Source organism: Roseovarius atlanticus (genome assembly GCF_001441615.1).
Classification (GTDB): Bacteria; Pseudomonadota; Alphaproteobacteria; order Rhodobacterales; family Rhodobacteraceae; genus Roseovarius; species Roseovarius atlanticus.
On the sequence record NZ_LAXJ01000003.1, the window covers coordinates 12,572 to 36,852 of the forward strand.

General features: G+C 62.5%; 21 protein-coding genes and 1 tRNA gene. 11 read left to right on the forward strand and 11 right to left on the reverse strand.

Annotation, left to right across the window (positions count from 1 at the left end):
• The first annotated feature begins 59 nt into the window (after positions 1-59).
• From XM53_RS03560 to XM53_RS03575, 4 genes are read left to right on the forward strand one after another with little or no spacing between them, the layout of a single operon-like run.
• Complete coding sequence (locus XM53_RS03560) at positions 60-791, forward strand: GntR family transcriptional regulator (protein WP_057790382.1); 732 nt, start codon at positions 60-62, stop codon at positions 789-791.
• Positions 792-823: 32 nt separating this feature from the next.
• On the forward strand, positions 824-1,774 hold the full coding sequence (locus XM53_RS03565; RefSeq protein ID WP_057790384.1) for a tripartite tricarboxylate transporter substrate binding protein: 951 nt from the start codon (positions 824-826) through the stop codon (positions 1,772-1,774).
• A 3-nt stretch (positions 1,775-1,777) separates the two neighbouring features.
• Complete coding sequence (locus XM53_RS03570; RefSeq protein WP_057790386.1) at positions 1,778-2,227, forward strand: tripartite tricarboxylate transporter TctB family protein; 450 nt, start codon at positions 1,778-1,780, stop codon at positions 2,225-2,227.
• 1 nt (position 2,228) lies between these two features.
• The gene (locus tag XM53_RS03575; protein ID WP_057790388.1) at positions 2,229-3,725 is read left to right on the forward strand and encodes a tripartite tricarboxylate transporter permease; all 1,497 of its coding nucleotides are present in this window, start codon (positions 2,229-2,231) and stop codon (positions 3,723-3,725) included.
• Between the two features lie 73 nt (positions 3,726-3,798).
• Here the strand turns inward: XM53_RS03575 and XM53_RS03580 are convergent, their stop codons facing one another.
• The 7 genes from XM53_RS03580 to XM53_RS03610 all read right to left on the reverse strand — a co-directional run bounded on the left by XM53_RS03580 (position 3,799) and on the right by XM53_RS03610 (position 12,172).
• Entirely contained in the window at positions 3,799-5,190 is a 1,392-nt protein-coding gene (locus tag XM53_RS03580) for a M20 family metallopeptidase (RefSeq protein WP_057790390.1), read from the reverse strand.
• Positions 5,187-6,752, reverse strand: coding sequence for a gamma-glutamyltransferase (locus XM53_RS03585; RefSeq protein ID WP_057790392.1), 1,566 nt, complete (start codon positions 6,750-6,752; stop codon positions 5,187-5,189). Before XM53_RS03585 ends, XM53_RS03580 begins: the two co-directional genes overlap by 4 nt.
• Positions 6,749-7,732 (reverse strand): ABC transporter ATP-binding protein, encoded by a 984-nt coding sequence (locus XM53_RS03590; protein WP_057790394.1) that lies wholly within the window; start codon positions 7,730-7,732, stop codon positions 6,749-6,751. The genes XM53_RS03585 and XM53_RS03590 overlap by 4 nt, the downstream gene beginning before the upstream one ends.
• Entirely contained in the window at positions 7,729-8,724 is a 996-nt protein-coding gene (locus XM53_RS03595) for an ABC transporter ATP-binding protein (RefSeq protein ID WP_057790395.1), read from the reverse strand. The genes XM53_RS03590 and XM53_RS03595 overlap by 4 nt, the downstream gene beginning before the upstream one ends.
• A gap of 4 nt (positions 8,725-8,728) precedes the next feature.
• Positions 8,729-9,625, reverse strand: coding sequence for an ABC transporter permease (locus XM53_RS03600; RefSeq protein ID WP_057791224.1), 897 nt, complete (start codon positions 9,623-9,625; stop codon positions 8,729-8,731).
• 1 nt (position 9,626) lies between these two features.
• Positions 9,627-10,544 (reverse strand): ABC transporter permease, encoded by a 918-nt coding sequence (locus XM53_RS03605; RefSeq protein WP_057790398.1) that lies wholly within the window; start codon positions 10,542-10,544, stop codon positions 9,627-9,629.
• 107 nt (positions 10,545-10,651) lie between these two features.
• Positions 10,652-12,172 carry an ABC transporter substrate-binding protein gene (locus tag XM53_RS03610; RefSeq protein WP_057790399.1) on the reverse strand — a complete coding sequence of 507 codons (1,521 nt, stop codon included), beginning with the start codon at positions 12,170-12,172 and terminating at the stop codon, positions 10,652-10,654.
• A 143-nt stretch (positions 12,173-12,315) separates the two neighbouring features.
• Between XM53_RS03610 and XM53_RS03615 the strand changes: the two genes are divergently transcribed.
• Positions 12,316-13,077: an IclR family transcriptional regulator gene (locus XM53_RS03615; protein WP_057790401.1), complete on the forward strand. Its 762-nt coding sequence runs from the start codon at positions 12,316-12,318 to the stop codon at positions 13,075-13,077.
• Positions 13,078-13,564: 487 nt separating this feature from the next.
• Here the strand turns inward: XM53_RS03615 and XM53_RS03620 are convergent, their stop codons facing one another.
• Positions 13,565-15,001, reverse strand: a complete 1,437-nt coding sequence (locus XM53_RS03620; protein WP_057790403.1) for a DNA sulfur modification protein DndB — start codon at positions 14,999-15,001, stop codon at positions 13,565-13,567.
• A gap of 459 nt (positions 15,002-15,460) precedes the next feature.
• Here XM53_RS03620 and XM53_RS03625 point away from each other — a divergent pair, with 459 nt between their 5' ends.
• From XM53_RS03625 to XM53_RS03635, 3 genes are all read left to right on the forward strand, one after another.
• A complete protein-coding gene (locus XM53_RS03625; protein WP_057790405.1) occupies positions 15,461-16,096 on the forward strand; it encodes a recombinase family protein in 636 nt (211 codons plus the stop codon).
• Between the two features lie 820 nt (positions 16,097-16,916).
• A complete protein-coding gene (locus XM53_RS03630) occupies positions 16,917-17,393 on the forward strand; it encodes a hypothetical protein (protein WP_057790406.1) in 477 nt (158 codons plus the stop codon).
• Between the two features lie 140 nt (positions 17,394-17,533).
• On the forward strand, positions 17,534-18,187 hold the full coding sequence (locus XM53_RS03635) for a hypothetical protein (protein WP_057790408.1): 654 nt from the start codon (positions 17,534-17,536) through the stop codon (positions 18,185-18,187).
• A 180-nt stretch (positions 18,188-18,367) separates the two neighbouring features.
• On the opposite strand, the gene XM53_RS03640 is transcribed toward XM53_RS03635, so the two are convergent.
• Complete coding sequence (locus XM53_RS03640) at positions 18,368-19,747, reverse strand: tyrosine-type recombinase/integrase (RefSeq protein WP_057790411.1); 1,380 nt, start codon at positions 19,745-19,747, stop codon at positions 18,368-18,370.
• Between the two features lie 91 nt (positions 19,748-19,838).
• A tRNA-Leu gene (locus tag XM53_RS03645) sits at positions 19,839-19,925 on the reverse strand.
• Positions 19,926-20,073: 148 nt separating this feature from the next.
• Here XM53_RS03645 and XM53_RS03650 point away from each other — a divergent pair.
• Together XM53_RS03650 and XM53_RS03655 are read left to right on the forward strand one after the other, a co-directional pair.
• Positions 20,074-21,057, forward strand: a complete 984-nt coding sequence (locus XM53_RS03650) for a complex I NDUFA9 subunit family protein (protein WP_057790413.1) — start codon at positions 20,074-20,076, stop codon at positions 21,055-21,057.
• 26 nt (positions 21,058-21,083) lie between these two features.
• Complete coding sequence (locus tag XM53_RS03655; RefSeq protein ID WP_236544408.1) at positions 21,084-21,788, forward strand: hypothetical protein; 705 nt, start codon at positions 21,084-21,086, stop codon at positions 21,786-21,788.
• Here the strand turns inward: XM53_RS03655 and XM53_RS03660 are convergent.
• Positions 21,779-22,582 carry an undecaprenyl-diphosphate phosphatase gene (locus XM53_RS03660; protein WP_057790416.1) on the reverse strand — a complete coding sequence of 268 codons (804 nt, stop codon included), beginning with the start codon at positions 22,580-22,582 and terminating at the stop codon, positions 21,779-21,781. The genes XM53_RS03655 and XM53_RS03660 overlap by 10 nt on opposite strands.
• 219 nt (positions 22,583-22,801) lie before the next feature.
• On the opposite strand from XM53_RS03660, the gene XM53_RS03665 reads away from it, so the two are divergent.
• The gene (locus tag XM53_RS03665; RefSeq protein WP_201455374.1) at positions 22,802-24,238 is read left to right on the forward strand and encodes an NAD(P)-dependent oxidoreductase; all 1,437 of its coding nucleotides are present in this window, start codon (positions 22,802-22,804) and stop codon (positions 24,236-24,238) included.
• The last annotated feature ends 43 nt before the right edge of the window (positions 24,239-24,281 follow it).

Consider the following 24,281-nt stretch of genomic DNA (forward strand, 5'->3'; position numbering starts at 1 on the left):
ATATATGACTAGTTGACTAAATGGGTCAAGCTGGACTATCACGGTGCACAGGAGGAGACATGATGATCGGATTCGATGCACCGGACGCCCGGCTTCCGGCCTACGCACGGCTCAGGGACACATTCACCGCGCGGATCGCGACCGGCGAATGGACCCCGGACCATCCGATCCCGTCCGAATCGCGCCTGGCCCAGGAGTTCGACGTGTCCGTCGGCACCGTGCGCAAGGCGGTCGACGGGCTGGTGGAAGAGGGCCTGCTGGAACGTCGGCAGGGGTCTGGAACCCGGGTGCGTGCGCCGTCCTTCAGCGCCAGCCTTTTCCGGTTTTTCCCGATCCGCGAGACGGATGGATCGCCGGTGTCGATCCCGTCCAGCCAGATCATCCTGCGCAGCGTCACACAGGCCCCTGCCCCGGCAGCGTCGGTGCTGGACACAGAAGACGTCATCAAGATCGTGCGCCTGCGGTCGCTGTCGGACCAGCCGGTCCTGTTCGAAGAGATCTACATCCCGACGGAGCGCTTCGCGGGCTTCGACAAGCTGCCCGAATCAAGCCTCGGCCCACTGCTGTATCCGCTTTATTTCGAGCATTTCGGCGTGATGGTGAAACGCGCCAGCGACGAGGTGTCCTTCGGCAAGGCGTCGGAACGGGTCGCGCAGCGATTGCGCATCCGCGCGGGAGATCCGCTCGCGGTGATCGAGCGCACGGCCTTCGACATCGAGAACCGGCCCATCGAATGGCGGGTCGCAAGCGGTAGCGCCACGAACTTTCGATACCGCAGCGAAATCAACTGAGAACCTGAAAACAAACTCTAGGGAGAGAGACCATGACTTTCAGAACAACCTTTATCGGCCTGACGATGGCGGCGGCGATCGCCTCGCCTGCGCTGGCGGAATACCCCGAGCGGACGATCGAGTTGACCATCCCGGCCGGCGCCGGCGGCGGCACCGATACCAGCGCCCGCAAGCTGGCCATCCTGCTCGAGGAAATGCTGGGCACGTCCATCGCGATCCTGAACGTCGGCGGTGGCGGCGGCTCTGTCGGCGCGTCGCAGTTCATGCAAGCCAAGCCGGACGGCTATTCGCTGTTCGCAACGTGGAACAGCCCGCTGACGACGGTTCCGCAGGTGCAGAACGTCGCCTACTCGCTCGACAGTTTCACGCCCATCGCATCGACCTCGGAAACCGCCTACACGCTGTGCGTCAAGGCCGACTTCCCTGCCACGACGGGCGAGGAATTCCTGGCCGAGCTCGAGGCGAACCCCGGCAAGTACACCTACGGAAACGACGGGATCGGCGGCACCATGCAGTTGGCGGCCGAACGGATCTTTCAGGCCCGCGGCATTGACGCCGTCGCCATCCCCTTCGGCGGCGCCGGCGAGACGCTTCAGAACTTTCTGGGCGGCCATGTCGATATCTACGGCGGGTCGATTTCGACTGTTCTGCCTTATGTCGAGAACGGCGAAGCCAAATGCCCGCTGGTGACCTCGGCGGCTGACGTTCCCGCGCTTCCCGGTGCGGCGGGGCTCGAATCGCTGGGCCTGGGCGACAAGGAAACGCTCCTGTGGCGCGCCATCCTTGGCCCCAAGGGCCTGGACCCCGAGATCGTGACCATGCTGGCCGACACCATCGAGAAGGCCGTGAACGAGCCCAGCTATGTCGAGTTCCTCAAGACCAAGGGCGAAGTGCCCAACGTCGTCAAAGGCGACGCGTTGGGTGAGCGGCTTCAGTCCGAGTATGACGGGCTTGCCGAAGTCTCGAAGGCGCTTGGTCTGTAAGCAATGGAGAAGCGTCAGGATATCGCGCTGGGGCTCATCTTCGTCCTGGTCGGCCTTGCCGCCGCGTGGATGGCAAGCCGCTACAGCGGGGCCAGTGGCACCTATCCGATGACACTCGGCCTGATCCTGACGTTTCTGGGCGGAACCGTGGCGGCCAGGGCTGTCCGGGCTGGCCAAGACAAGGCGCGGCAGCTGGTTGCCGCGCCCTCCAAGTTCATCACGACAGCCGTCATTGCCGCAGTCTATGTGGCGGCCGTCATTCCCTTCGGATTCTACACCGCCTCGTTGATGCTTATGCTGGTGCTGCCCGTGGCGCTTGGGTTCCGTCAATGGATCTATGCCGTGATCGTCGCGGTCATCTTCATCGCGGTCGTCTACCTGGTGTTCTCGGTCCTGCTGGAAAAGCCGCTTCCGCGCGAGGCGATCCCGCCGCTTCTGGGCCTCGGAGGGTGATATGGACTTTTACCTGAACGCCCTTGGGTCGGTTCTGTCGGCCGCACCACTGCTGGCCATGGTTGGCGCGACCCTTCTGGGAGTCTTCATCGGTGCGCTGCCGGGGCTGAACCCGGTCATGGCCATCGCCCTGCTGTTGCCGCTGACGTATTCGATGGACCCGCTGGTCGCGCTCGGGATGGTCGCGGGCATCTACAACGGCTCGATGTATGGCGGCGCCATCCCCGCAATCCTCTTGCGTATTCCCGGCACGCCGGCCTCGATCGCCACGACGTTCGACGGCTTTCCCATGGCCGACAAGGGAGAGGCCGCAAAGGCCCTCAAGATCGCCTGCTGGTCCTCGGCGGTGGGTGGCATCGCCAGCGCCCTCGCGCTGATGACGATGGGTCCGCTGCTGGCGCGTGTCACCCTGTTCTTCGGCCCGGCGGAATATTTCTGGATCGCCATCTTCGGGATGGCGTCCGTAGGTGTCATGGTCGGGTCCGACCCGGTGAAGGGCGTCATGGCCGCAGTGCTGGGGCTGTTGATCGGGACGATCGGGATCGACAATCTTTCCGGCCAGGCCCGGTTCACCTTCGACCAGACATGGCTTCTGGGTGGCCTTGACCTGATCGTGGTCCTTGTCGGACTTTATGCCTTGCCGCCCGTTCTGCAACTGGCCGAGAAATGCGATCTGAAAGGGCTGTCGGCGGACCAGTTGAAGCTGACGAACGTGCCCTTCGCCCCCGGTGAGAAGCGTGGTCTGATCCCGACCTGGCTTCGGTCGTCTGGCATCGGGATCGGCGTCGGCATCCTGCCGGGCGCCGGCGGAAATATCGCGGCCTTTCTCAGCTACAACGCGGCCAGGAACGCCTCTGACGATCCGGACAGCTTTGGGCGGGGCAATCCCCAGGGCGTGGCCGCCGCCGAATGCGGCAACAACGCCGATAACGCGGCATCCATGATACCCGCGCTCTCGCTCGGCATTCCGGGCAACGTGGTGGCGGCCCTCGTGCTCAGCGCGCTGACGATCCACGGTCTGCAACCCGGACCGCAGCTGTTCCATCAGAATCCCGTGCTCGTGGGCGGCTTCATGATGGAGATGCTGATCACGTCGATCCTGATCTTCGCCCTGGGCGGTGCCGTCGCCACGCGGGTATTCGCCCAGTTCCAAAGACTGCCCGGCGTGCTTCTGGTGCCGTCGATCCTGATCCTCATGTGCGTCGGCGTGTACGTCATCAACGGCCGCCCCGTCGATCTGTGGGTCATGCTGGCCGCCGGGATTGCCGGCTACTTTCTTGAGAAAGTGAACGTGCCGCTGGCGCCGATCATCCTCGGGATGATCCTGGGCCCCATGGCAGAGCAAAGTGTCCGCCGCGCCCTGCTGATCAGCCGTGGTGACGCGACCGAGCTTCTGACACGTCCGATCTCGGCCCTGCTCGCCGTCATGACGATCCTCGTGATCGTCTGGCCCGTGGCCAAAGCGATGCGTCGCAGAAAGCGCCAGCGCCAAAGCTGAAAGCCTTTGCGGTTCGGGGGGCGTGACCCGGGAGCGACGCCAGCGTCAGCGCAAGTCGCGGGTTTCGTCCTTCTCAGTGACCCGGTGTCGGCTTGTCACCGATGTCCCAGAACACGCCCGCCATGACGCGCAGCGCATCCCGGCAGACCGGCTTCAGCACGTGCTCGTTCGGCGCGTGTTGCGAGCAGCCGCGATAGGAATGCGGCACCCAGATCGTGGGCAGTTCGAGGATATCGGTGAAGCTGTCGTTGGGCAGCGAGCCGGCAAGGTTGGGCAGGACGTGCAACTCGCCCGAGGTCTCACGGATCGACTGGCCGACGAACTGCGCCCAGGGGTGGGTGGGGTCCAGCCGGGTGGCGGCGAAGAAGCCACGGTCGTGGGGGCGGATCTGCACCCGGTCGAAGCTGTGCGCGTCGAGGTGGCGGCGCAGCGCGGGCACCACATCCGCGGGGTCGGTGCCGACGACGAAGCGCAGCTGGCAGGTGGCGCGCGCCCAGCCCGAGATCGCGTTGACCGGCGCGTCGGGCACGCCGGAGACCATGGCGAGCACGGCAAAGCTGTTCCAGCCGAAGACACGCTCGGCGGGGGTCAGGCTTTCCTCGCCCCAGTCGGGATCGACATCGGGGCCTTCGCCGCCCTGAACGGGCAGGTCGCGCAGGGCCTCGCGAACGGTGTCGGTCAGGCTGTCGGGGCGCCATTCGGGCACCTTGATCTGGCCGCGCGCATCGGTGATGCAGGCCAGCGCGTGGGCAAGGATCATCGCCGGATCCGCCAGCAGGCCGCCCCAGTTGCCGGAATGGTGCGCGCCTTCGTGGGTTTCCACCACGAGGTCGAAGGTGGTGCCGCCGCGCGAGCCCATGAACATGGTCGGCACCTCGGGTTGCAGGCGCGGGCCGTCCGAGGCGATCAGAACGTCCGCCGTCAGTCGGTCCTTGTAGGTGCGGAAGATCTCGGGCAGGCCGACCGAGCCGACCTCCTCGCTCATCTCGATGACGATGCGGGTGTTGAAGCCAAGGCGGCCGCGCGCGGCGAGAACGGATTCAAGCGCGGCGATGTTGATCAGGTGCTGGCTCTTGTTGTCGGCGGTGCCGCGCCCGTAAAGGCGGTCGCCTTCTTCGGTGATCTCCCAGGGTTGGAGCCCGTCGCGCCACATGTCGTCCTGTCCCAGCACGGTGTCGCCGTGGCCATAGGTCAGGACAGTGGGCAGGTCGTCACCCTCGACCCGTTCGCCCAGCAAGAGCGGCCCGCCCTTGGGGTTGGGGTTGTCGACGATCTCGCAGGCAAAGCCCATCGCCTCCAGCCGGGGTTGCATCGCCTCGACAAGGTAGCGCTGCGCCTCGGCGCGCGCATCGGGGGCGGGGTTCTGGCTTTCGCTGCGGAAGGCCACGAGGGTCGCCAGGTCGGACTGGAACGTGCCGGCGTCGAAATACTCGGTGGCGTTGGAGATGGCGGTGTCGCGGGTCATTGAGGGTCTTCCAGGACTGCGTCACCCCAGGGTGACATGATTTCGGTACATCCCGTGTTCACGGCATCATGGCGCATGACGCCGGCGGGACAGGCAAAGGCATAGGGCAGGACGGTGCGCCGGGTGGTCTGCACCGGCATCACTCGTTCGATGGCCGACAGCACCGAGGCGGGCAGGGTGTCGTCGGCGATAGCGGTGCCGCCGCCCGAGATGTCGATGCGGGGCGCGTGAAATGCGCCCTCGATATCCTCGCCGCGGTCGGTGATGAACGAGGCCATCTGCGCCACGGCCGAGACGATCTTGCGCCCGCCCGAGGCGCCGAGCGCGAAGTGGCGCGGGCCCTGGTGGCCAAGGATGGGGCAGACATTCATCAGGCAGGCCTTGTCCGGGGCCAGCGAGTTGGGTTTGCCCTGTTCGGGGTCGAACCACATGATGCCGTTGTTCATCAAGAGGCCGGTCGTAGGCGAGACCACGCGGCTGCCGAAGATCGACAGCAGGGTCTGGGTGTTGGCGACCATGTTGCCGGCGCGGTCGACGACCGAGAAATGCGTGGTGCAGCCGGGGGCCTCGGGCACTTCGCCGGTGTCGCCCATCTTGCCCAGCCGCTCGACATAGGCGCGGTCGAGGGCGCTTGCATAAGCTGGGAAGGCCCGTTCGGGGGTGGAGAGGTCCTGATCGCCTAGCTGTTCCATCACGCGGGCGAAGGTGGGACCGGCAGTGAGGCCGGGCATGACGTGGAAAAGCGCGTCGCGGTAGGGCACGCTTTGCGCCTCCCCCATCCAGGCGCGGTAGCCCGCGAGGTCGCCGGTGGCAAGACTGCCGCCCTTGGCCTGAACGTCGCCCGCAAGGGCCTGGGCGATATCGCCGTCGTAGAAGCTGCGCGGGCCGCCTCGGGCCAAAGCCTCCAGCATGTCGGCCATGGTGCTCTGGTCGAGCCGGTTGTCGGGGATCGCCGTCCAGCCCGAGCCCTTGGGCCAGGTGCCGTCGTCGAGAAAGAGCGCGGCGGCGTCGAGGTCGGCGGCGAGGTTGCGGGCGACGGACGCAATCAGGAGCGCGGCGTACCAGTCGACCAGCATCCCCTCGCGGGCATGGGCGATGGCGGGGGCCAGAAGGTCGGCCCAGGGCAGGCGGCCCCATCGTTCGTGAGCCTGGCCCATCCCGTCCACCACGCCGGGCACGGCGATGGCTTTGGCGCCTTCGACGTTGCGGTCCTCGACGACCCGTTCCCACGGGAAAAGATCGCCGGCCTTGCCTTCGCCCGACAAGGGATAGTCGGCCAGATCGAGCCCGCGGGGCGAGCGCATTCCGAAATTGATCGCAACCGCCTCGCCGGTGTCGGCGCGCCAGTGGAGCGCCGCGCCGCCGCCGGCGGGGCCGCTCATCCACGGTTCCAGTACGCCGATGGCAAAGGAGGTGGCCACGGCGGCATCGACCGCGTCGCCGCCCGCGCGCAGGGCTTCGGCGCCCGCCTCGGCGGCAAGGCGGTGCTGGGCGGCGACCACGCCGCCGGGGGTTTCGATGACGTGCTTGGCGACCGTCTGGGTTCGGGACAATGCGCTCATGCCGCGCCCTTTTCATACATCGGGCTTTCGGGGTCGTGCAGGTGGCATTCGACCAGCCCGGAGTCGGTTTGCAGGGGCCGGGGCGCCTGGGCCGCGCAATGCGCCGTGGCGTGCGGGCAGCGCGGGTGGAAGGCGCAGCCCGAGGGCGGGTCGATCGGGTTGGGATAGGCCGTGCCGAGCGAGGTTTCGGGCACGCCCTGCGTCGGGTCGGGCGTCAGGACCGAGCTGAGCAGCGCCTGAGTGTAAGGGTGGCGCGGGCGCTCGAAAAGGTCGGCCACAGGGGCCTCCTCGACGATGCGGCCAAGATACATAACCGCCACGCGGGTGGCGAGATGTTCGACCACCGCAAGGTCGTGCGAAATGAAGAGGTAGGTCAGCCCGAAGTCGCGGCGCAGATCGGCCAGCAGGTTGAGGATCTGGCTTTGCACCGACACGTCCAGCGCCGAGGTGGGCTCGTCGCAGATGACGATCTCGGGCTTCATCACCAGCGCGCGGGCGATGGCCACGCGCTGACGCTGGCCGCCCGACATCTGGCTGGGATAGGTGTTGATGACACGGGCGGGCAGGCCCACGATGTCGAGGATTTCCTCGACCGCCTTGCGCTGGCTGGCGGCGTCACCGATGCGGTGCACCCGCAAAGGCAGCGAGATCAGATCATAGATCGACTTGCGCGGATTGAGCGACGAATAGGGATCCTGGAAGATCGGCTGAAGCCGCCCGGCCAGGGCGCGGCGGTCAAGATCCTGCATGTTCTCGCCTTCGACCAGCACCTCGCCCTCGGTCGGTTTTTCGAGCCCGAGGAGCAGCTTGGCGAGGGTCGACTTGCCGCAGCCGGATTCACCGACAAGGCCCAGAACCTCGCCCTTGTGGATCGAAAGGGTGACGTCGTTGACCGCCGACAGCGGCTTGCGCTTGCCGAAAAGGCCCTGCTTGACGCTGTAGGTCTTCTTGACGTGATCGAGGGTGAGGATGTCGCTCATGCGGCGTCTCCTTCCTTGGAGAGGGCGCCATCGGCATGGACGCAGCGGAAGTCGTGATTGTCGGTGCCGCGCAGGGGAATGGCCTCGCGGCAGGCGGGCACCGCATGGGGACAGCGGGTGCGGAAGGCGCAGCCGGTTACGTCGCCCACCAGCGAGGGCACGATGCCGGCGATGGTGCCGAGCGCCGCGCCGCGTTCGGTCTTGCCCGGTTGCGGGATGCAGCGCAGCAGGCCGCGGGTATAAGGATGGCTGGGCGTGGCGAAGACGGCCTCGGCCGGGCCGGTCTCGACCAGTTCGCCAGCATACATCACCGCCACCTTGTCGGCGACCCGGGCCACGACGCCGAGGTCGTGGGTGATCAGGATCATCGCCATGTTCATTTCGCGCGTGAGGTCGACCAGAAGGCGCAGGATTTGCGCCTGGATGGTCACGTCGAGCGCGGTGGTGGGTTCGTCCGCGATCAGCAGGTCGGGTTCGCACATCAGGGCCATCGCGATCATCACGCGTTGCCGCAAGCCGCCGGACAGCTGGTGCGGATATTGCGACAGGCGGCTTTCGGCGGCGGTGATGCCGACCTTTTCAAGAAGTTCCACGGCGCGGGCGCGGGCCTTGGACTTGCTGACATTGCGGTGCAGCAGCAGGGTTTCCATAAGCTGGTCGCCGATGGTGTAGGCCGGGTTGAGCGAGGTCATCGGCTCCTGAAAGATCATGGCGATGCGGTTGCCGCGCAGGTCGCGCATGACGCGATTGCTGGCTTTCAGAAGGTCAATGTCGTCATAGCGGATCTCGTCCGCTGAGCGTTTGATCGACTTGCCCAGAAGGCCAATCACCGCGAGCGAGGTCAGCGACTTGCCCGAGCCGCTTTCGCCGACGATCGACAGCGTCTCGCCGCGCTTCATCTCGAAGTCGATGCCGCGCACCGCGTGCAACGTGCCGCTGCCGGTGGGGATGTCCAGCGTAAGGTTCTTTACGGAAAGGAGTGTCTCGGACATGTCGTCAGCTCCGTCCTTCGGGGGCGGTGACGTCGCGCAGGCCGTCGCCCATCAGGTTGATCGCCAGCACGAGCGCAAAGAGCACGGCGCCGGGGATCAGCACCAGCCACGGCTCGAACAGCATCATGTTCTTGCCCTCGGACACCATCAGACCCCACGAGGGGATCGGCGGCTGGACGCCCAGGCCGAGGAAGCTGAGCGCGGCTTCCAGAAGGATGGCGTGGGCCATTTCCAGCGTCACGATGACGATGAGGTTGTTGAAGACGTTGGGCATGATCTCGGTCAGCACGATGCGCGGGGTCGAGGCGCCGATGACCTGTGCGGCGGCCACGTAATCGCGCCGGCTGATCTGCAGCGTCGAGGCGCGCATGACCACGGCAAAGCGATCCCACAGCAAAAGGCCCAGCACGCAGATCACCACGGTGAGCGAGCCGCCCAGGATAGCCACCACCGCCAGCGCCACCAGCACGACCGGCATGGCGAGGCGCACGTTGATAAGGAAGGTCACGACGGCGTCGACCTTGCCGCCGAAATAGCCCGCGGCGACACCCATCGCGGTGCCGATGAAGCCCGAGATCAGCGCCGCGACCGCGCCGATCAGCAGCGACACGCGTGCGCCGTAAATCAGCCGCGACAGGTAATCCCGGCCCAGGTGGTCGGTGCCCAGGGGATGTTCCCAGGTCCCGCCCATGAAGACCGGGGGCACCATCCGCTTCATCAGACTTTGGGCGTAGGGATCATGGGGGGCCAGCAAAGGGGCGAAGATCGCCACCAGCAACAGCAGGCCCACAACGGCCATTCCGAAGATCAGCCCCCAGTGCGACAGCGCGCGGGCCTTCAGCATCTGGCGGGGCGAAGGCCCCTCGATCTCGCGCGAGAGTGGATCGGTCGAATCGGTCACGTCAGGCACTCCGCATTCTGGGGTCCAGCCACGCGTTCAGGACGTCGGCAAGGAAGGTGAAGACGATGTAGAACATCGAAAAGACGAGGATCAGCGCCTGCACGGTGGGCAGGTCGTTGCGGGCGATGCTTTCCCAGGCAAGGTATCCCGCGCCGTGCAGGGCGAAGACGCTTTCGACCACGATCGAGCCGCCCAGCATAAAGCCCATCTGCACGGCGGCGAGGCTGACCACGGGGATGATGGCGTTGCGCAGCGCGTGCTTGAAGAGAACGCGGGATTCGCCCGCGCCCTTGGCCCGCGCGGTGCGGATATAGTCGGAGTTGAGAACATCCAACATCCCCGCGCGCGTCAGGCGCATGATGGCGGGCATTGCATAATAGCCCAGCACGATGGTCGGCATGATGAAGTGCTGCCAACTGTCCGCACCGGACGGCGGCAGCATTCCAAGTTGGATCGCGAAGATCACGATCAGGATCAGGCCGAACCAGAAGGACGGCATCGCCTGGCCCGCCACCGACAGGAAGAGCGCCACGCGATCGATGATCGAGTTGGGGCGGATCGCCGCGACCACGCCCAGCGGCACGGCGGTGATCAGGGCAAACAGGATGCCGCAGACGCCCAGCGTCATGGTGACCTGGAGGCGCTCGGCAATCAGGCTGGCGACGGGCAGCTTGAAGTAATAGCTTTCACCGAAATCCCCCTGAAGCGCCGAGAACAGCCAGTCGCCGTATTGCACCAGCATGGGGCGGTCGAAGCCGTACAGCCGGCGCAGCGCCTCGACATCCTCGCCGCTGGCGGTTTCCCCGGCCAGCGCCGCGGCCGGATCGCCGGACAGAAACAGCAGCGAGAAGCTGATGAAGCTGACGGTGAAGGCGACCAGCACCGCCAATCCGAGGCGTTTGAGGATGAATGCAAGCATGACAGACCTTTCGCGTGCCGCGCCGGATGCGCGTGGCGGGTGAGGGAGAACGTGTCTTGAAGGTCAGGCGGGCGAGGGGCCTGGTCCGGCCCCTCTCCAAGGCTGGCTTAGTTCCAGCTCATGTCGACGAAACGCAGCACCTCGTCGGGCGTGGGCGTATAGCTGACTTCATCCTTGAACACGTAGTTCGTGTTGTAGGTGAACATCGGCGCCCAATAGGCCTCTTCGGTGATGCGCTGCAGGGCCTTGGTATAGTACTCGACCCGCTCGTCCGGGTCGGTCGAGCTGTCGGCGATGTCCAGCCATTCAAGCACCTGGTCGTCCCGCGTGCTGTCGAGCGAGCCGTGCTTGAAGAACTGGCTGACCATGGCCGAGGCGTCGTTGATCGAGTAGCTGCCCCAGGTCTGGAACGAGATCGGCACCTCGCCCTTCATGTTGAGTTCGCGCAGGGCCGAATACTGCAGCATGTTGAAGTTGGTCTGGATGCCCACGGCGTTCAAGTACGAGGTGATCGCCTCGGCATACTGACGGTCGCGATAGGCGTAGAAATCGATGGTGAAGCCATCGGGATACCCCGCTTCGGCCAGCAGTTCCTCGGCCTTTTCGGGGTCGTACTCGTACTCGGTCACGTCCTGGTTACAGCCGAACTGGCTGGGGAAACAGGGCGTATAGACCACCTGCGAGGCGCCTTGCAGCAGCGCATCGACCAGTTCCTGCCGGTTGATGGCATAGTTGACGGCCTCGCGCACCAGCTTGTTGGTGAACGGATTGTCGCCCGAGCGGCCCGCCGAATCCATTTGCAGGTACCCCACGCGCATGGTGCTTTCGTTGGCAACGGTCAGCTCGTCCCGCGTGGCCAGCTTGTTGGCCTGGTCGGCGGGCACCTGCCAGATCAGATCGAGCGAACCGGAGAAAAGTTCCGCCATCTGCGTGTTCACGTCTGGAATGGTCCGGATGTCGATCTTCTCGATCTCGGGCTGGCCCTTGGGGCTGTCGTGATAGTTCTCGTTCGCTTCCAGCACGAAACGCTGACCCGGCGTGACATCGACCGCCTTGTAAGGGCCGGTGCCGACGGGCTTGAGCCCCATACCGGAAGGACCGGCCTCGGCGTAATATTCATCGGGGTACATGGACACCGGGCCGGACAGGAATTCGATCGCCGCCGGGAACTTGTCCTTGAGGTTGATGCGCACGGTGTACTCGTCGATCTTCTCGGCCGATTCCATCCAGTTGACGTTGCGCTGCGTCTTCACGCCGTTTTCTTCCTTGGCGACGAAGTTGACTGTGTAGACCACGTCATCGGCGTTGAACGCCTCGCCGTTGTGAAAGGTGACCCCCTCGCGCAGCTTGAATTCCAGCGTGGTGTCGTCGATCCATTCCCAGCTGGTGGCGAGGTTGCCGACATACTCGTTGGTCTCGGGATCGCGATAGATCAGCCCGTCCCAGATGGCGCGTTGCAGCACGACGCCTTCGCGCGACGAGTTGAAGTAGCTGTCGACATTCTCCAGCTCCTTGGTGAAGGCGACGTTGAGCGTGCCCGAGGCCTTGTCCGCGAGCGCGGGCATGGCCACGCCGGCCGCCAGGACCGAGGCAAGAAGAGTTGCGGTTGTTGTTGTCTTTCCGAGCATGGTGACTCCCTGTTGCATGGTGGCAGTTATCATTATTTGATATTGCCGATTGTTATTTGATCAGTATAGCAATGGGTGGCGGGCTGACGTCAAGGGCCGGGTGCATCCCTCCGGCGTGGTACAGCCCAAGCGGGAGGAAAAGCATGGAAACGAAAAAGGATAGCCTCTACGCGAGTACACTTGCCCGGGGCCTTCAGATACTGCGGGCGTTTGACGAATCACATGTCGCTCTGTCGCTCACCGACCTGGTGGAACGCACCGGGCTGGAGAAAAGCGCCGTGCAGCGGATGGCACACACGCTGCATGTCGAGGGAATGCTGGACCGCGATCCGAAATCGCGCCTCTACCGTCCAAGCCACGCGTGGCTGGAGTTGGCCTATGCCTATTACTGGTCCGACCCGGTGATCGCCCGTGCCCTGCCCAAGCTGATCGAATTCAGCCGGGCCTGGGGCGAGACGGTCAACCTGGCGCAGATCTCTGACGATCATATCATCTATTCGCTGCGGCTGCCCAACCAGCGGACGCATTTCGCGGCAAGCGTCGTGGGGCGGCGTCTGCCCGCGCTGAACACGGCCTCCGGGCGGGTGATGCTGTCGACCCGAAGCGATGAGGACATCGATCAGGCCTGCGCCCGTTGGCCGTTGCTTCAGGTCACGGGCAAGACGCTCATGGACAGATGTGAGATTGCAAGAAGCATAAGGTTGGCCCGCGAAGACGGATACTGCATCACGCGGGATCAGATGCTGCTTAACGAAATCAGTCTGGCCGCACCTGTAAGAGGAACCGATGGCCAGGCCCATGCCGCAGTCCAGATTTCCATCTCCGGCATCGCGTTCAATGAAAATCAGGTGCTCGAAAAATTTCTTCCGAACTTGCTTGATACGGCGGCCGGAATTCTCGGGTAAACGGCGGAACGCGGTCGGGGCGGTGACACTCTGCGGGGCCGAGGGCGTGATACCGAATATTTCGGCCCAACCCCTGCCGATGCCGAACACAATCGAATTTTCGGATTTGACGAATGGTGCCCAGGAGAAGCCTATCGCCTGAAAACCAAACCGCTTTATCCACCACACTTTCAATGGTTTAGGCGATACGCTCGTCCCGGGTGTGGACCTGCGCGGGGCCGATTTGTGGACCCTCTAACAGGAAGCTAGTTGCTGTCGCATATGGTGGTCAATACACAAACCGCTAAGGCCTGGGCGCTACGGAAAGCATTTTGCAATTCAAGAGCTGCAGAAGACGCCGACCTGCTGCACCGGCATCAAGCATCGCCACGAGTTCCCGGACGCATGTGAAGAAACAGGAGCCCCCCTTAGTTCGGAGGGCTCCTCGACAAGAATCCTTTGCCATTAAGGAATTTGATGGTCCTATGGGATAGGCGAGCTGATCTACTTAGTTCTTGCGGCTGTCGAGCCCGATTTGCCAGCGGATCATATCGCCGATCAGCGGGAAGATATCGTTGTGCTTTGCGCCGAACCGCATAAGACCGTCTTGATAAGACCCTGGGTCACGGTTTGCCCCATCATCATTTGGGAGGTAATGGATAAGCTCCGCTATTCCTTCCGAAATGCGCTCTCTCTCCGACAGCTCATAGAACCGCCAGACCGGGTTCGCATGAGAGAAGTCGACGTCAGGTAGTCCTTCAAGTAGCTTGTCGAACTGCTCATCGCCATTGTCCGGGCGACGACGGTTAAACTTGAAGTCGTATATGAGCTTGGCGATCGCCTTTAGAACCACCGGCTGAGCCAAGACGGTCTTTTCTTTGGCCCGCTCTTCGCCAAAGTGGTCCACGTCGGTGATCACCTCCCACATCCGAAGGACAATTTCTTGACGCGGCTCTACGAGGGCTGGGGTAGCACCCGCCACATTGCCCTTGTTGAGAAACGCGATCGCGTTCACCGAAACCAAGTCCTTAAGTGCAAGGGTGCCTTTGTCATCCGACCAGTTTCTCGGCTCTTTGTCTGTCACTTGGACAAGACCAGAAGCAACGATCTCGTCCTTGATGAAGTGTGTGACGGGATTGGAACTGTCAAACTCAAGCGCCAGAGATCGATCAACACGCTTTCCAAGTTGGTTAAGGTCGTGAAAGAGCTGCCGTTCTTGGTCAACCGAAAGTCCAAGATGCACCTCTACCGTGATGCTGGCGAAGGTGCGCATTGTCGAGTAGACCTCTTCCCATACGAGGGCCTCTTCTTCCAGAACCTCGGCTCCTTTTCTAGGGAAGAGGACAGGTGTCTTTGCCGGGTATTTACCGACACTTCTCACGTGCTTCAGAAAGAGAACAACTGCATTCGCTGCTTCTCGTCTGTGCTGGCCGTCTATGACCCAGAGCACGTGCTTTTGCGCGAGGAAAATCTTGAAGGCGGCAGTCTCGCCATCAGCGACCAATCGTTTTCCTCCGATGTCCGAGCCACCCGGAGCAACTCCTCGGATGGAGCAAACAATCGGCTGTAGCGAGAAGTAAGGCTGGGAGCCCATCTCATGTAGGATAGCGTCGAAGGCTTCAGGGACATCCTTGCCCTGAGAAATGCGTCTCAGCTTTGCTGCAGAGACCAAGCCCTTGAGCATGTATATGGCGAGCTTTTGCGCGTGTGATGTGTCCAGGCGACGCTGAGCGATCGGGCCCGCGTCGGGATGGTTTGCCACGTCCGACATTTCATAGAACTCCATGAAAGGTATCGAGAGCGTGAAGACGCGATGGCCGAGGTTGTGGCCGATAAAAACGTTAAGCGGCCTCTCGCTTACGCCTCCCGCGCTGTCCAGGGCGTCCAGGCCTTGGAGTTCGGTGTTGAGCGGAGTTGGCAAGCTTTCTTTGGCGGTCAGTTGCATGAAAAATCCCCTTGTCTGACGCAGTTTGTCACTTCCAACTAGTGGATTGGGGCAACTATGTCAACACCAGGAACGTCAATAATGTAGATATAAACTGTCCTGGATGGTTAATTAAGTTTTCAATATTCTTCAACGCAGGCTTATGCAGTTGCCGCAGCCCGGCACGGAACCGTCTCAAGAAGACGTCAAGAACGCCAGATCGGCGTTGAATAAGTCTGTCACCGAAATATTCAGCCGGAAGTTTTTGAGTGTCCGAGATAGTAGGGTTGGCAATCGCCGCCCCCCCCTCCCCGGTGGTCGCCGAAGACAGCGCGCTTTCAATGAGGCAAGCGTACTATAGGGTATACTGCAACGGTCACCTTGGAGAGTGGCCAAACGGGTGACCGTTAGGGATGACATGGGCTTTCGGACAATCTATCCAACGGACACAACCCAAACGAACACCCTCTGAGGAACACTATGACCACGATCTTCTACGCCCGCGTCTCCACTGCTGACCAGACGCTCGACCACCAAGTCGCACAGGCAAGCAAAGCAGGCTTCACCATCGACGAGGTGATTGCGGACCACGGACAGTCAGGTGTGTCCACCAAACTGTCAGAGAGACCCGAGGGACGCCGCCTGTTCGACAAGCTGCGCAGCGGGGACACCCTTGTGGTGCGCTGGGTGGACCGTCTGGGACGTAACTACCAAGACGTAACGGACGCCATCCGCCACTTCATGCGGCAGGGTGTGACCATCAAGACCGTGATCAACGGCATGACCTTTGACGGGGCAACTACCGACCCGACCCAGCAGGCAGTGAGAGACGCTCTCATCGCATTCATGGCGGCTACTGCTCAGGCTCAGGTCGAGGCGACGAAGGAGGCCCAGCGCGCAGGTATTGAGCACGCCAAAACCAAGAAGCCCGAGGCCTACCGAGGCCGTAAGCCCAGCTATGACCGCGACCAGTTCAAGCTCGTGCGGGACATGACGGGCACCGGAGCGGGCACCTCTGAGGTTGCGAGGGCGGTCGGATTGAGCCGCCAAACCGTCCTTCGCATCCGTGGTGACATGGCCGAGGCAGAGGCCGCACTGGCCCGTTGGGGGATGTGACGAAAATCAAGGAATTACAATTAACCCACATAATAGAGATAACCCCCACCATAGAGACAAATGACCCGCCCAATAGCCCTAGGAGGCGCGCCCATGCGCTGCAGTGTCTCGGGCAGCCCCGCACACATACTAGTGCGAAAAAGCCCCATACTTGCCCAGAGAGACGCAACTCTGTCTCAGCGGCTATTACATGGGCAGCTCGGGTATTTTGACGCCCACCAGGATTAACACGCCCCCTAGCAGAGAAGACTAGCCCGAGCGTTTCCCCCGAACGCGGTTGCTGGGATTCCGGGGCCGTTTTCTTTTTGGGCACACCTCTTCAAGGGGGTGCGATCAATACATCCCCACAGCCCTAACGCTTGTCCGACAATCCGCCTCCGCACACGTAGTGTATACCCCTTCAGGTGCACCGTTAGGTAATCGGCCTTCGCACACGTAATGTGTCCCTCTGGGTGCTCCGGCTTCGCCTCCGCGAACAAGAAGCCAAACCTTAAAGGTGAACCCTCAGCTTGCTCCAGCTTCGCTGCATGACCCTGAGCTTGCACTCTATCAAGCGAAGACCCATTGCCGCTGATCGCGGCGAAGACCAAAACCCCTAAGTAAGCTTAGCGAGCATGTTCGAACTTCATCATCTCCTTGGGTCTCCAAGGACGAAGTCGCCATGTGAACGCTGCCCATGAAAGGCATGCTGAAGCGCCCCTGAGTTCCTCAGGTGACCATCAAGCGCATCTTCAACTGCACCTCCAGCAAGGAGGTCCGTCTTCGACGGTCAAGACCTCCCACCTTCGCATCTCCCCATCACCACCGAAAGGAACCCGTTATGTTCGACGCTGTCGATCCCATTGGCATGCTCATCCCGTCTGATGATGAAGCTCGCACCATGGAGTGCCCCGGATGCACCGCCGCTTTCATGCCCAAGAGGCTCAACCAAAGCTATTGTTCACGGGCGTGCCAGAAGAACGCCTCACGAGGCAACCGTAGTGCCGAGAACAGAGAACGCTCACGGCGGCACTATGAGCGCGCCCAGCGGTTAGCCGAGATGGTCTACTCAGCGCCACCGCAGGAACGCCTTGGGATCATTATGCACATACTGGAATTCATCCCGCATGATGCTGGCCTGAGGAATATTCTGACTGACCCCGATTTGCTCGGACAACCGCCCCGCGCAGACAACCGCATGAACATTGCCAAGACCGCGAATGCATACACGAAGAAGTTTTACGGTCTCTCGATTAAGCGATACATGACGACGGTTCGGTCTGGAAAAGAGCCCGACGGCATCCCGCAGTCGTCCTGACATCCAACCTTCGCGATTTCTAAACGCATTGTAGCAGTTTTCGCCTCCCGGAAGCCAGCACAACGCCACACTAGACAGGTTAACTGTAAAGTGCTATCTGCAGAGCTATCTGCTCAGATAAGTACCAGAAAGGACGTGCGATGGGACTGACCATTACCGCTCAGAAAGCTGAACAAATTGCCAATGGTGTCTGGCAACTTGAGATGTCACCACATGAAGTCCGCCTCTTCGGAGCGGGCGCAAAGACCGTTGGACCACGCAGCGTGCTTCTCTTGAAGAACTACAAGTTCGACGAAAAGGCATCAGCTCTGTCATTCGACCTTGAAGATGCGATTGCTCTCAATATCGGGACGCAGTCTGAAGCCATTGCTGTTTCTGCCATCGTTCAACCGCAAAAAGTCGTCGCGGCTGGTGGAAGCCCAGTTAGTGGGGTTGTTTTCGGTCCCGGTGACCAAGAGTTCCTGTCCTTGGCCAAGGAGCTTCTCAACCCGCCCATGGCGAAGGCTGCTGCAGCTCTGCTCTCGGGGGTCCGCGAACGCTCGGTAGGTGACCTCAAGCGTGGAAAGGCGCGGAACTTCTCGGACACTCCCGACAACTTCTGGTATGTGATCATCCAACCTCAAATCCAGCAGCTGTCCATCACTGTGCGTGGAACGGTGGATCATTTCGAGCCTGTTGCAGACCTTCCGATCAAGGATGACCGTGGAAACACCCTCTTCAAGTTGACGAGCGAAAGAGATGTCCCTGCTGCTCTCAAGATGATCTTTCATGCGAAGAGGAAGCATTTCCACTGATAGCTGGACCAAGCACTCTAGGCTGTTCTGCGGGGACTACGGCAAGGATGGCGTTCAGTGGCTCAAAAAGAACCGAGTGAGCAACTACTCCAAGCGCGCGAAGGAGGCCCAGTAACGGCAGCAAAGCACAGACCAGAAGCGATGATACTCCAACGTCGAGATCATCTGACTACCATCCCCTCATGGCCTAACGGCTGTGGGGGGATTTTTTTCGAGGTGCCGTCCCTCGTGGTTCTCGACCGCTTGCAGCGCCCTGAGAGCCACCGCAAGGAGACCCTCCTCGCCCCCGTAGGTCTCCCCGATGTTCGCCGGAGCATGGCCTAGGACGATGTCTTGGGAAACCTTGTCCACCCCAGCCTTGCGCATGCGGTCCTTCATGCCGTGGCGCAGGGAATGGACCTTATGCCGCTTGTCGGTGGTGAACCCCCGTAGGTGCTTCATCAGGGCTGCAGAGGCCGCGTCAGAGCCACGCTCGCGGGCATAGCGGGAGAACAGGTAGGCAGACCCCTCGGCAGCCTTCACGGCTTGCTTGCCGGCCTCCAGCGAGTCACCTAGCAGGGGCACCGACCGAATGCTAGATAGGGTCTTGAGACGCCGCCTCTCGTGCCACCTGATGCGGACATGAGGGGTCGGAACATCGAGGACCACGTCCTCCACCCGCAGACCCGTGACCTCGCCCAGACGGCAACCCGTTCCTGTGAGGATGCGCCAGATCAAGTGCAGATCACCCGACAGTTTCGAGCACATGGCCGACGCAACCTTCGAGGGGAGCGGCTCCACCTTATCGCGCGCTGCAACCCGTGCTCCTGTAGAGGCAGACAGGCCCTCTATCGGCAGGCGCTCGAAGGGATTGACCAGATCAAGGAGGCCGAGTTCGGTGGAACCGTAGGAAATCACCGTCCGCAGTAGGCCAAGCTCCCGTTTCACCGATGATGGAGAGATGCGACTTTCGCCCCCGAGTTTCTCCCGAGAGAGCATGTGATCGCGAACCTTTCGGGCATGTTCGCGGGTCAGAGAGTTCAATGCCGTGGAGGCCAGGAGACCAGCTTCCGCCGCCAGATGCATGACCCGCGCAAGGCGCACCAGAGTGCCGCGATGCTCTGGGTCGACCCCGCCCCCGAGCTTCTCCTTCACATAGATCTCGCGGGCATCTTCGACGGTCAGCGCCGGAGGAGACCGCTGAGGGTCCATCAGGGCTTGCACTACTAGAGGGGAGCGACCGAGCGAAGCCAGGCTGTCAGCCGCCACCTCGCGGGCATCGTCTCCATCGAGACCGATCACGCCCGACGCCACCTCATCGGCTTTTCTCACCGCCGCTTCCCACGCTGCCCGAGGGGTCAGCATCTTGCGGGGAGCCTTTGCAGACGCTACTTCGCGCTCGAACTCGGCTTCGACTAGGGCATACTGGCGCATGAGGTCAGCGTCCGACCGCGCCTTGATTACCCGCTTCCACTCGCTCTTGCCCAGCGCAGTCTTGACTGCTTCGGGGACGCGCCGTCGGTATTCCCAACGACCCTGACCCAGTTCGGAGAGACCTCTCAACTTCATCACAACGCCCATAGTGTGGACCTCCTGTGTACCTGAATGTGGACCCGAGGAGGCAGATATCGGCCTGTTTTCGTTGAGAATATGGGGGATGACAAGGGGTGATTGGTGCCCAGGAGAGGACTCGAACCTCCACGTCCATACGGACACTAGCACCTGAAGCTAGCGCGTCTACCAATTCCGCCACCTGGGCAGGTGTCGTGGAGGGGCATTTAGACATCGCGCCAAGCCGTGTCAACTTGGATTCTTGCGGATCATTCGTATTGGTCAATTCGCCTTGTCGATTTCGGCCATCACGTCTAGTAGGATGAAGGCCAAAGGCGCAGACGGGAGCATCAACCATGTCCAGGCTTGTCACCATTTACGGCGGATCAGGGTTTGTCGGGCGGTATATCGCGCGGCGGATGGCGCAGAAGGGCTGGCGTGTGCGGGTCGCGGTGCGCCGCCCGCACGAGGCGATCTTCGTCAAACCCTATGGCGTCGTCGGACAGGTCGCGCCCGTCGCCTGCAACATCCGTGACGACGAGAGCGTGCGTTCGGTCATGCGGGGCGCGGACGCGGTGATCAACTGTGTCGGCACGTTCGATCGGCGCGGCAAGAACAATTTCGACGCGATCCAGGTCGAAGGCGCGCGCCGCGTGGCCCGTATGGCGGCCGAAATGGGTGTCGGCCGCATAGTGCAGATCTCGGCCATCGGGGCCGACGTGGACTCTCCCAGCATCTATGCCCAGACCAAGGCCAAAGGCGAAGACGCGGTGCTGGAGCATATGCCCGAGGCCGTGATCCTGCGGCCTTCGGTGATCTTCGGGCACGAGGATAATTTCTTCAACCGGTTCGCCGCCATGACCAAATTCTCGCCGGTTCTGCCCGTGGTGGGCGGCGCGACGAGGTTCCAGCCGGTCTATGTCGACAATGTCGCCGAGGCCGCGGTGATGGGTGCCACGGGCGACGCCGCGCCCGGCATCTACGAGCTGGGCGGGCCCGACGTGCACACCTTCCGCGAGCTGATGCAGCAGATGCTGGACGTGATCCGCCGCCGCCGCCTGATCGTGAACATTCCCTTCGCCCTCGCCCGTCCGCTGGCTGCGATGATGGACGGGGTCCAGTTTCTCAGCGGCGGTTTGATCCCGGCGCAGATCACCCGAGATCAGGTCGCGAGCCTGACACGGGACAACGTCGTCGCGGACGACGCCAAGGGATTTGCCGCGCTGGGCATCCGACCCATGGCGATGGAGGCGGTATTGCCCGACTATCTCTGGCGGTTCCGCCCGTCGGGCCAGTATTCGGACATCAAGGAATCGGCGCGCAACCTGCGCGAGGGATGATCCGGCGCGCGATATGTGCCGCGCTGTTGCTTGTCTCTTCCGCGCTTGCGGGCGGTGCCCAGCCGATACCGGACCAGCAGGCACAGCTTTTCGTCGAATTCGCGCGCGATGTCTCTGGGAATGATCCGCAGGTCATGGCCACCGCGCGCGACCTGATCGAGACACCGCCCACCACGCTGGAAACGATCGGGTATTACGGCCTCGAAGACGCCCCGGCAGCCGAGCGGACGCTGCGCGGGATCATCAGCCTGCTCGACGCCCACGGTCACATCCTCGGGTTCGAGGACAAGTACATCAACGAGATGCCGCTGGTTCTGGAACAGCACGGACTGGCCGATTTCGCAGGCGACCCGCAAAAGGATATCATGTCCCTGTTTCCGGGCGAGATAGACCCTGAAACCGGGCCGAGCGACACTCAATGGCGGGCGTTCCGCAAGGGCTTTGGCGGGCATGTCCGCGCGATCGAGGCGGCGATGGCGCGAAAGGGGCATGTGCTCTTGTCGCTGGACCTGCCGCTTGGCGACACGTTGCACCTGTGGTGCGCCTCGACCGCAATGGCCGAAAAATGGCGCGGCCAGGTTCTGTATTTTGGCAGGAACACGCTCGACCGGCGCTACTTCTCCACCGTAACCGTCGCGGTGACAGACGCGGCCTGGGACGACTACTGGGGCTTTCTGACCTATGCGCTGTTCATCCCCGAGCGCTATAGCGACCTGCCGGATTACGAATAGGCCACGACCAGCAGTACGATTCCGAGCACGATCCGGTAGATCACGTAGGGCGTGAACGACACGCTGCGCAAGAGCCGCATCATCAGGGTCAACGCCAGCAGCGCCGAGACAAATGCGAAGGCGGCGGCGATGGCGCTGTCGCGGATCAGCCCGACATTGGCGGTATAGACTGCCTCGGCGCCCAGGAACACGCCGCTTTCGATGATCACCGGGATCGACATCAGCATCGACAGCCGCGCGGCGTCGGATCGGCCATAGCCCATGAACCGCGCCCCCGTGATGGTGATCCCGGACCGTGACGTGCCGGGGATCAGCGCGATGGCCTGCCAGACGCCCATCACCATGGCGTCGCGCAGCGACCAGTCGCGCGCCTCGCGTGTGGCCTCGCCCGCCTGGTCCGCCCAGTAAAGCACGATGCCGAAGACCAGCATCGTCCAGCCGATCACGGCGATCGAGCGCATGTCGTCGTCCAGCCCCGTCATCTTCAAGAGCACGCCAAAGGCCACCACCGGGATCGACGACACGATCAGCAGGAAGGCCAGCTTGGACCCTTCCGTGTCGATCCGCCCGGTTACCGCGCGGGGCAGACCCGACAGCGCCAGCTTCACGTCCGGCCAGAAATACAGGATCACCGCGAACAGCGTGCCGACATGCACTGCCACGTCTATGGCCTGGCCCTGATCTTCGAGGCCCGTCAGGCCCGGCAAAAGTATAAGATGCCCGGAAGAGGACACCGGCAGGAACTCGGTGATGCCCTGGATCACCGCGACCAGGATAAGATGGAAAAGCGGCATGTGCCCGAACCCGCGTGCGTCTTTTTTCCTAGCTACACCGCAACGGGAACCCGAGGAAAGCGAACATTTAAGTCCGGATCGGACCTAAAGTTTTGATCAAACTTGACGCAAGCGCCGGCAAGAGATAAAAATAATGGTTTATAGGTCAACTGTGCTGACTTTATTTTGCGCGCGCCTTGCACTAGACCATGTAGACCGAGGCGATCTTTGGAGAGAATCGTGGCAAAAACACCGATGCTGAAATTCGTGTCCGTCGAGCGGGACATGCCCACCAAGCGCTCCGCTGATGCGCGCCGGGAAGATTTCAACGAGATCTATGCCGAATACGCCGACGAAAAGGCCAAGGAACAGTCCGGCCGGTGCAGCCAATGCGGCGTGCCCTATTGCCAGAACCACTGTCCGCTGCACAACAACATCCCCGACTGGCTGCGCCTGACCGCCGAAGGGCGCCTGCAGGAAGCCTATGAGGTCAGCCAGGCCACAAACACCTTCCCCGAGATTTGTGGCCGCATCTGCCCGCAGGACCGCCTGTGCGAAGGCAACTGCGTGATCGAGAAATCGGGCCACGGCACCGTCACCATCGGCGCGGTCGAGAAATACATCACCGACACCGCGTGGGAGGAAGGCTGGGTGCAGCCCATCGCACCCGTCCAGGAACGCGAGGAAAGCGTTGGCATCATCGGCGCGGGCCCCGGCGGTATGGCCGCCGCAGACGTGCTGCGCAATGCCGGCGTGCAGGTGACGGTCTATGACCGCTACGACCGCGCGGGCGGGTTGCTGACCTACGGCATCCCCGGCTTCAAGCTGGAAAAGCCTGTGGTGATGCGCCGTGTCGAGCAGCTTGAAAAAGGCGGCGTCGAATTCGTGCTGAACTGTGACGTGGGCACCGACATCAGCTTTGACGAGATCCGGCAAAAGCACACCGCCGTCCTGATCGCCACGGGCGTCTACAAAAGCCGTGAACTGCCAGGCCCCGGCGCGGGCGCGGCCGGCATCGTGCGGGCTATCGACTATCTCACCGCGTCGAACCGCAAGAGCTTTGGCGACGATGTGCCCGAATTCGAGAGCGGCGAGCTGAACGCCGAGGGCAAGCGCGTGGTGGTCATCGGCGGCGGCGACACCGCGATGGACTGCGTGCGCACCGCAATCCGCCAGGGCGCCACATCGGTCAAGTGTCTTTACCGCCGCGACAGGGCCAACATGCCCGGCTCGCAGCGCGAGGTCATGAACGCCGAGGAAGAAGGCGTGGAGTTCGAGTGGCTTTCCGCGCCCAAGGCATTTCACGGCGATCCGGTGACCTCCGTCAAGGTGCAGCAGATGCGCCTTGGTTCACCCGACGCGACGGGCCGCCAAAGCCCCGAGGAAATCGAGGGCGCGGATTATGACGAGCCCGCCGATCTTGTGATCAAGGCGCTGGGCTTCGAGGCCGAGGAACTGCCGACGCTGTGGAACCAGGATGAGCTGACCGTGACCCGCTGGGGCACGATCCGGGCCGAGTTCACCAGCGGCAAGACCTCGCTGCCCGGCGTCTATGCCGTGGGCGACATCGTGCGCGGGGCAAGCCTTGTCGTCTGGGCCATACGCGACGGCCGGGATGCGGCTGCTGCAATCTTGGAAGAAATGGACGCCGGTGCCACGGCGGTGGCGGCGGAGTAAGCGTTCTCCGCCGCAACAGAGACTGTTTTCCGGGCCATGCCCG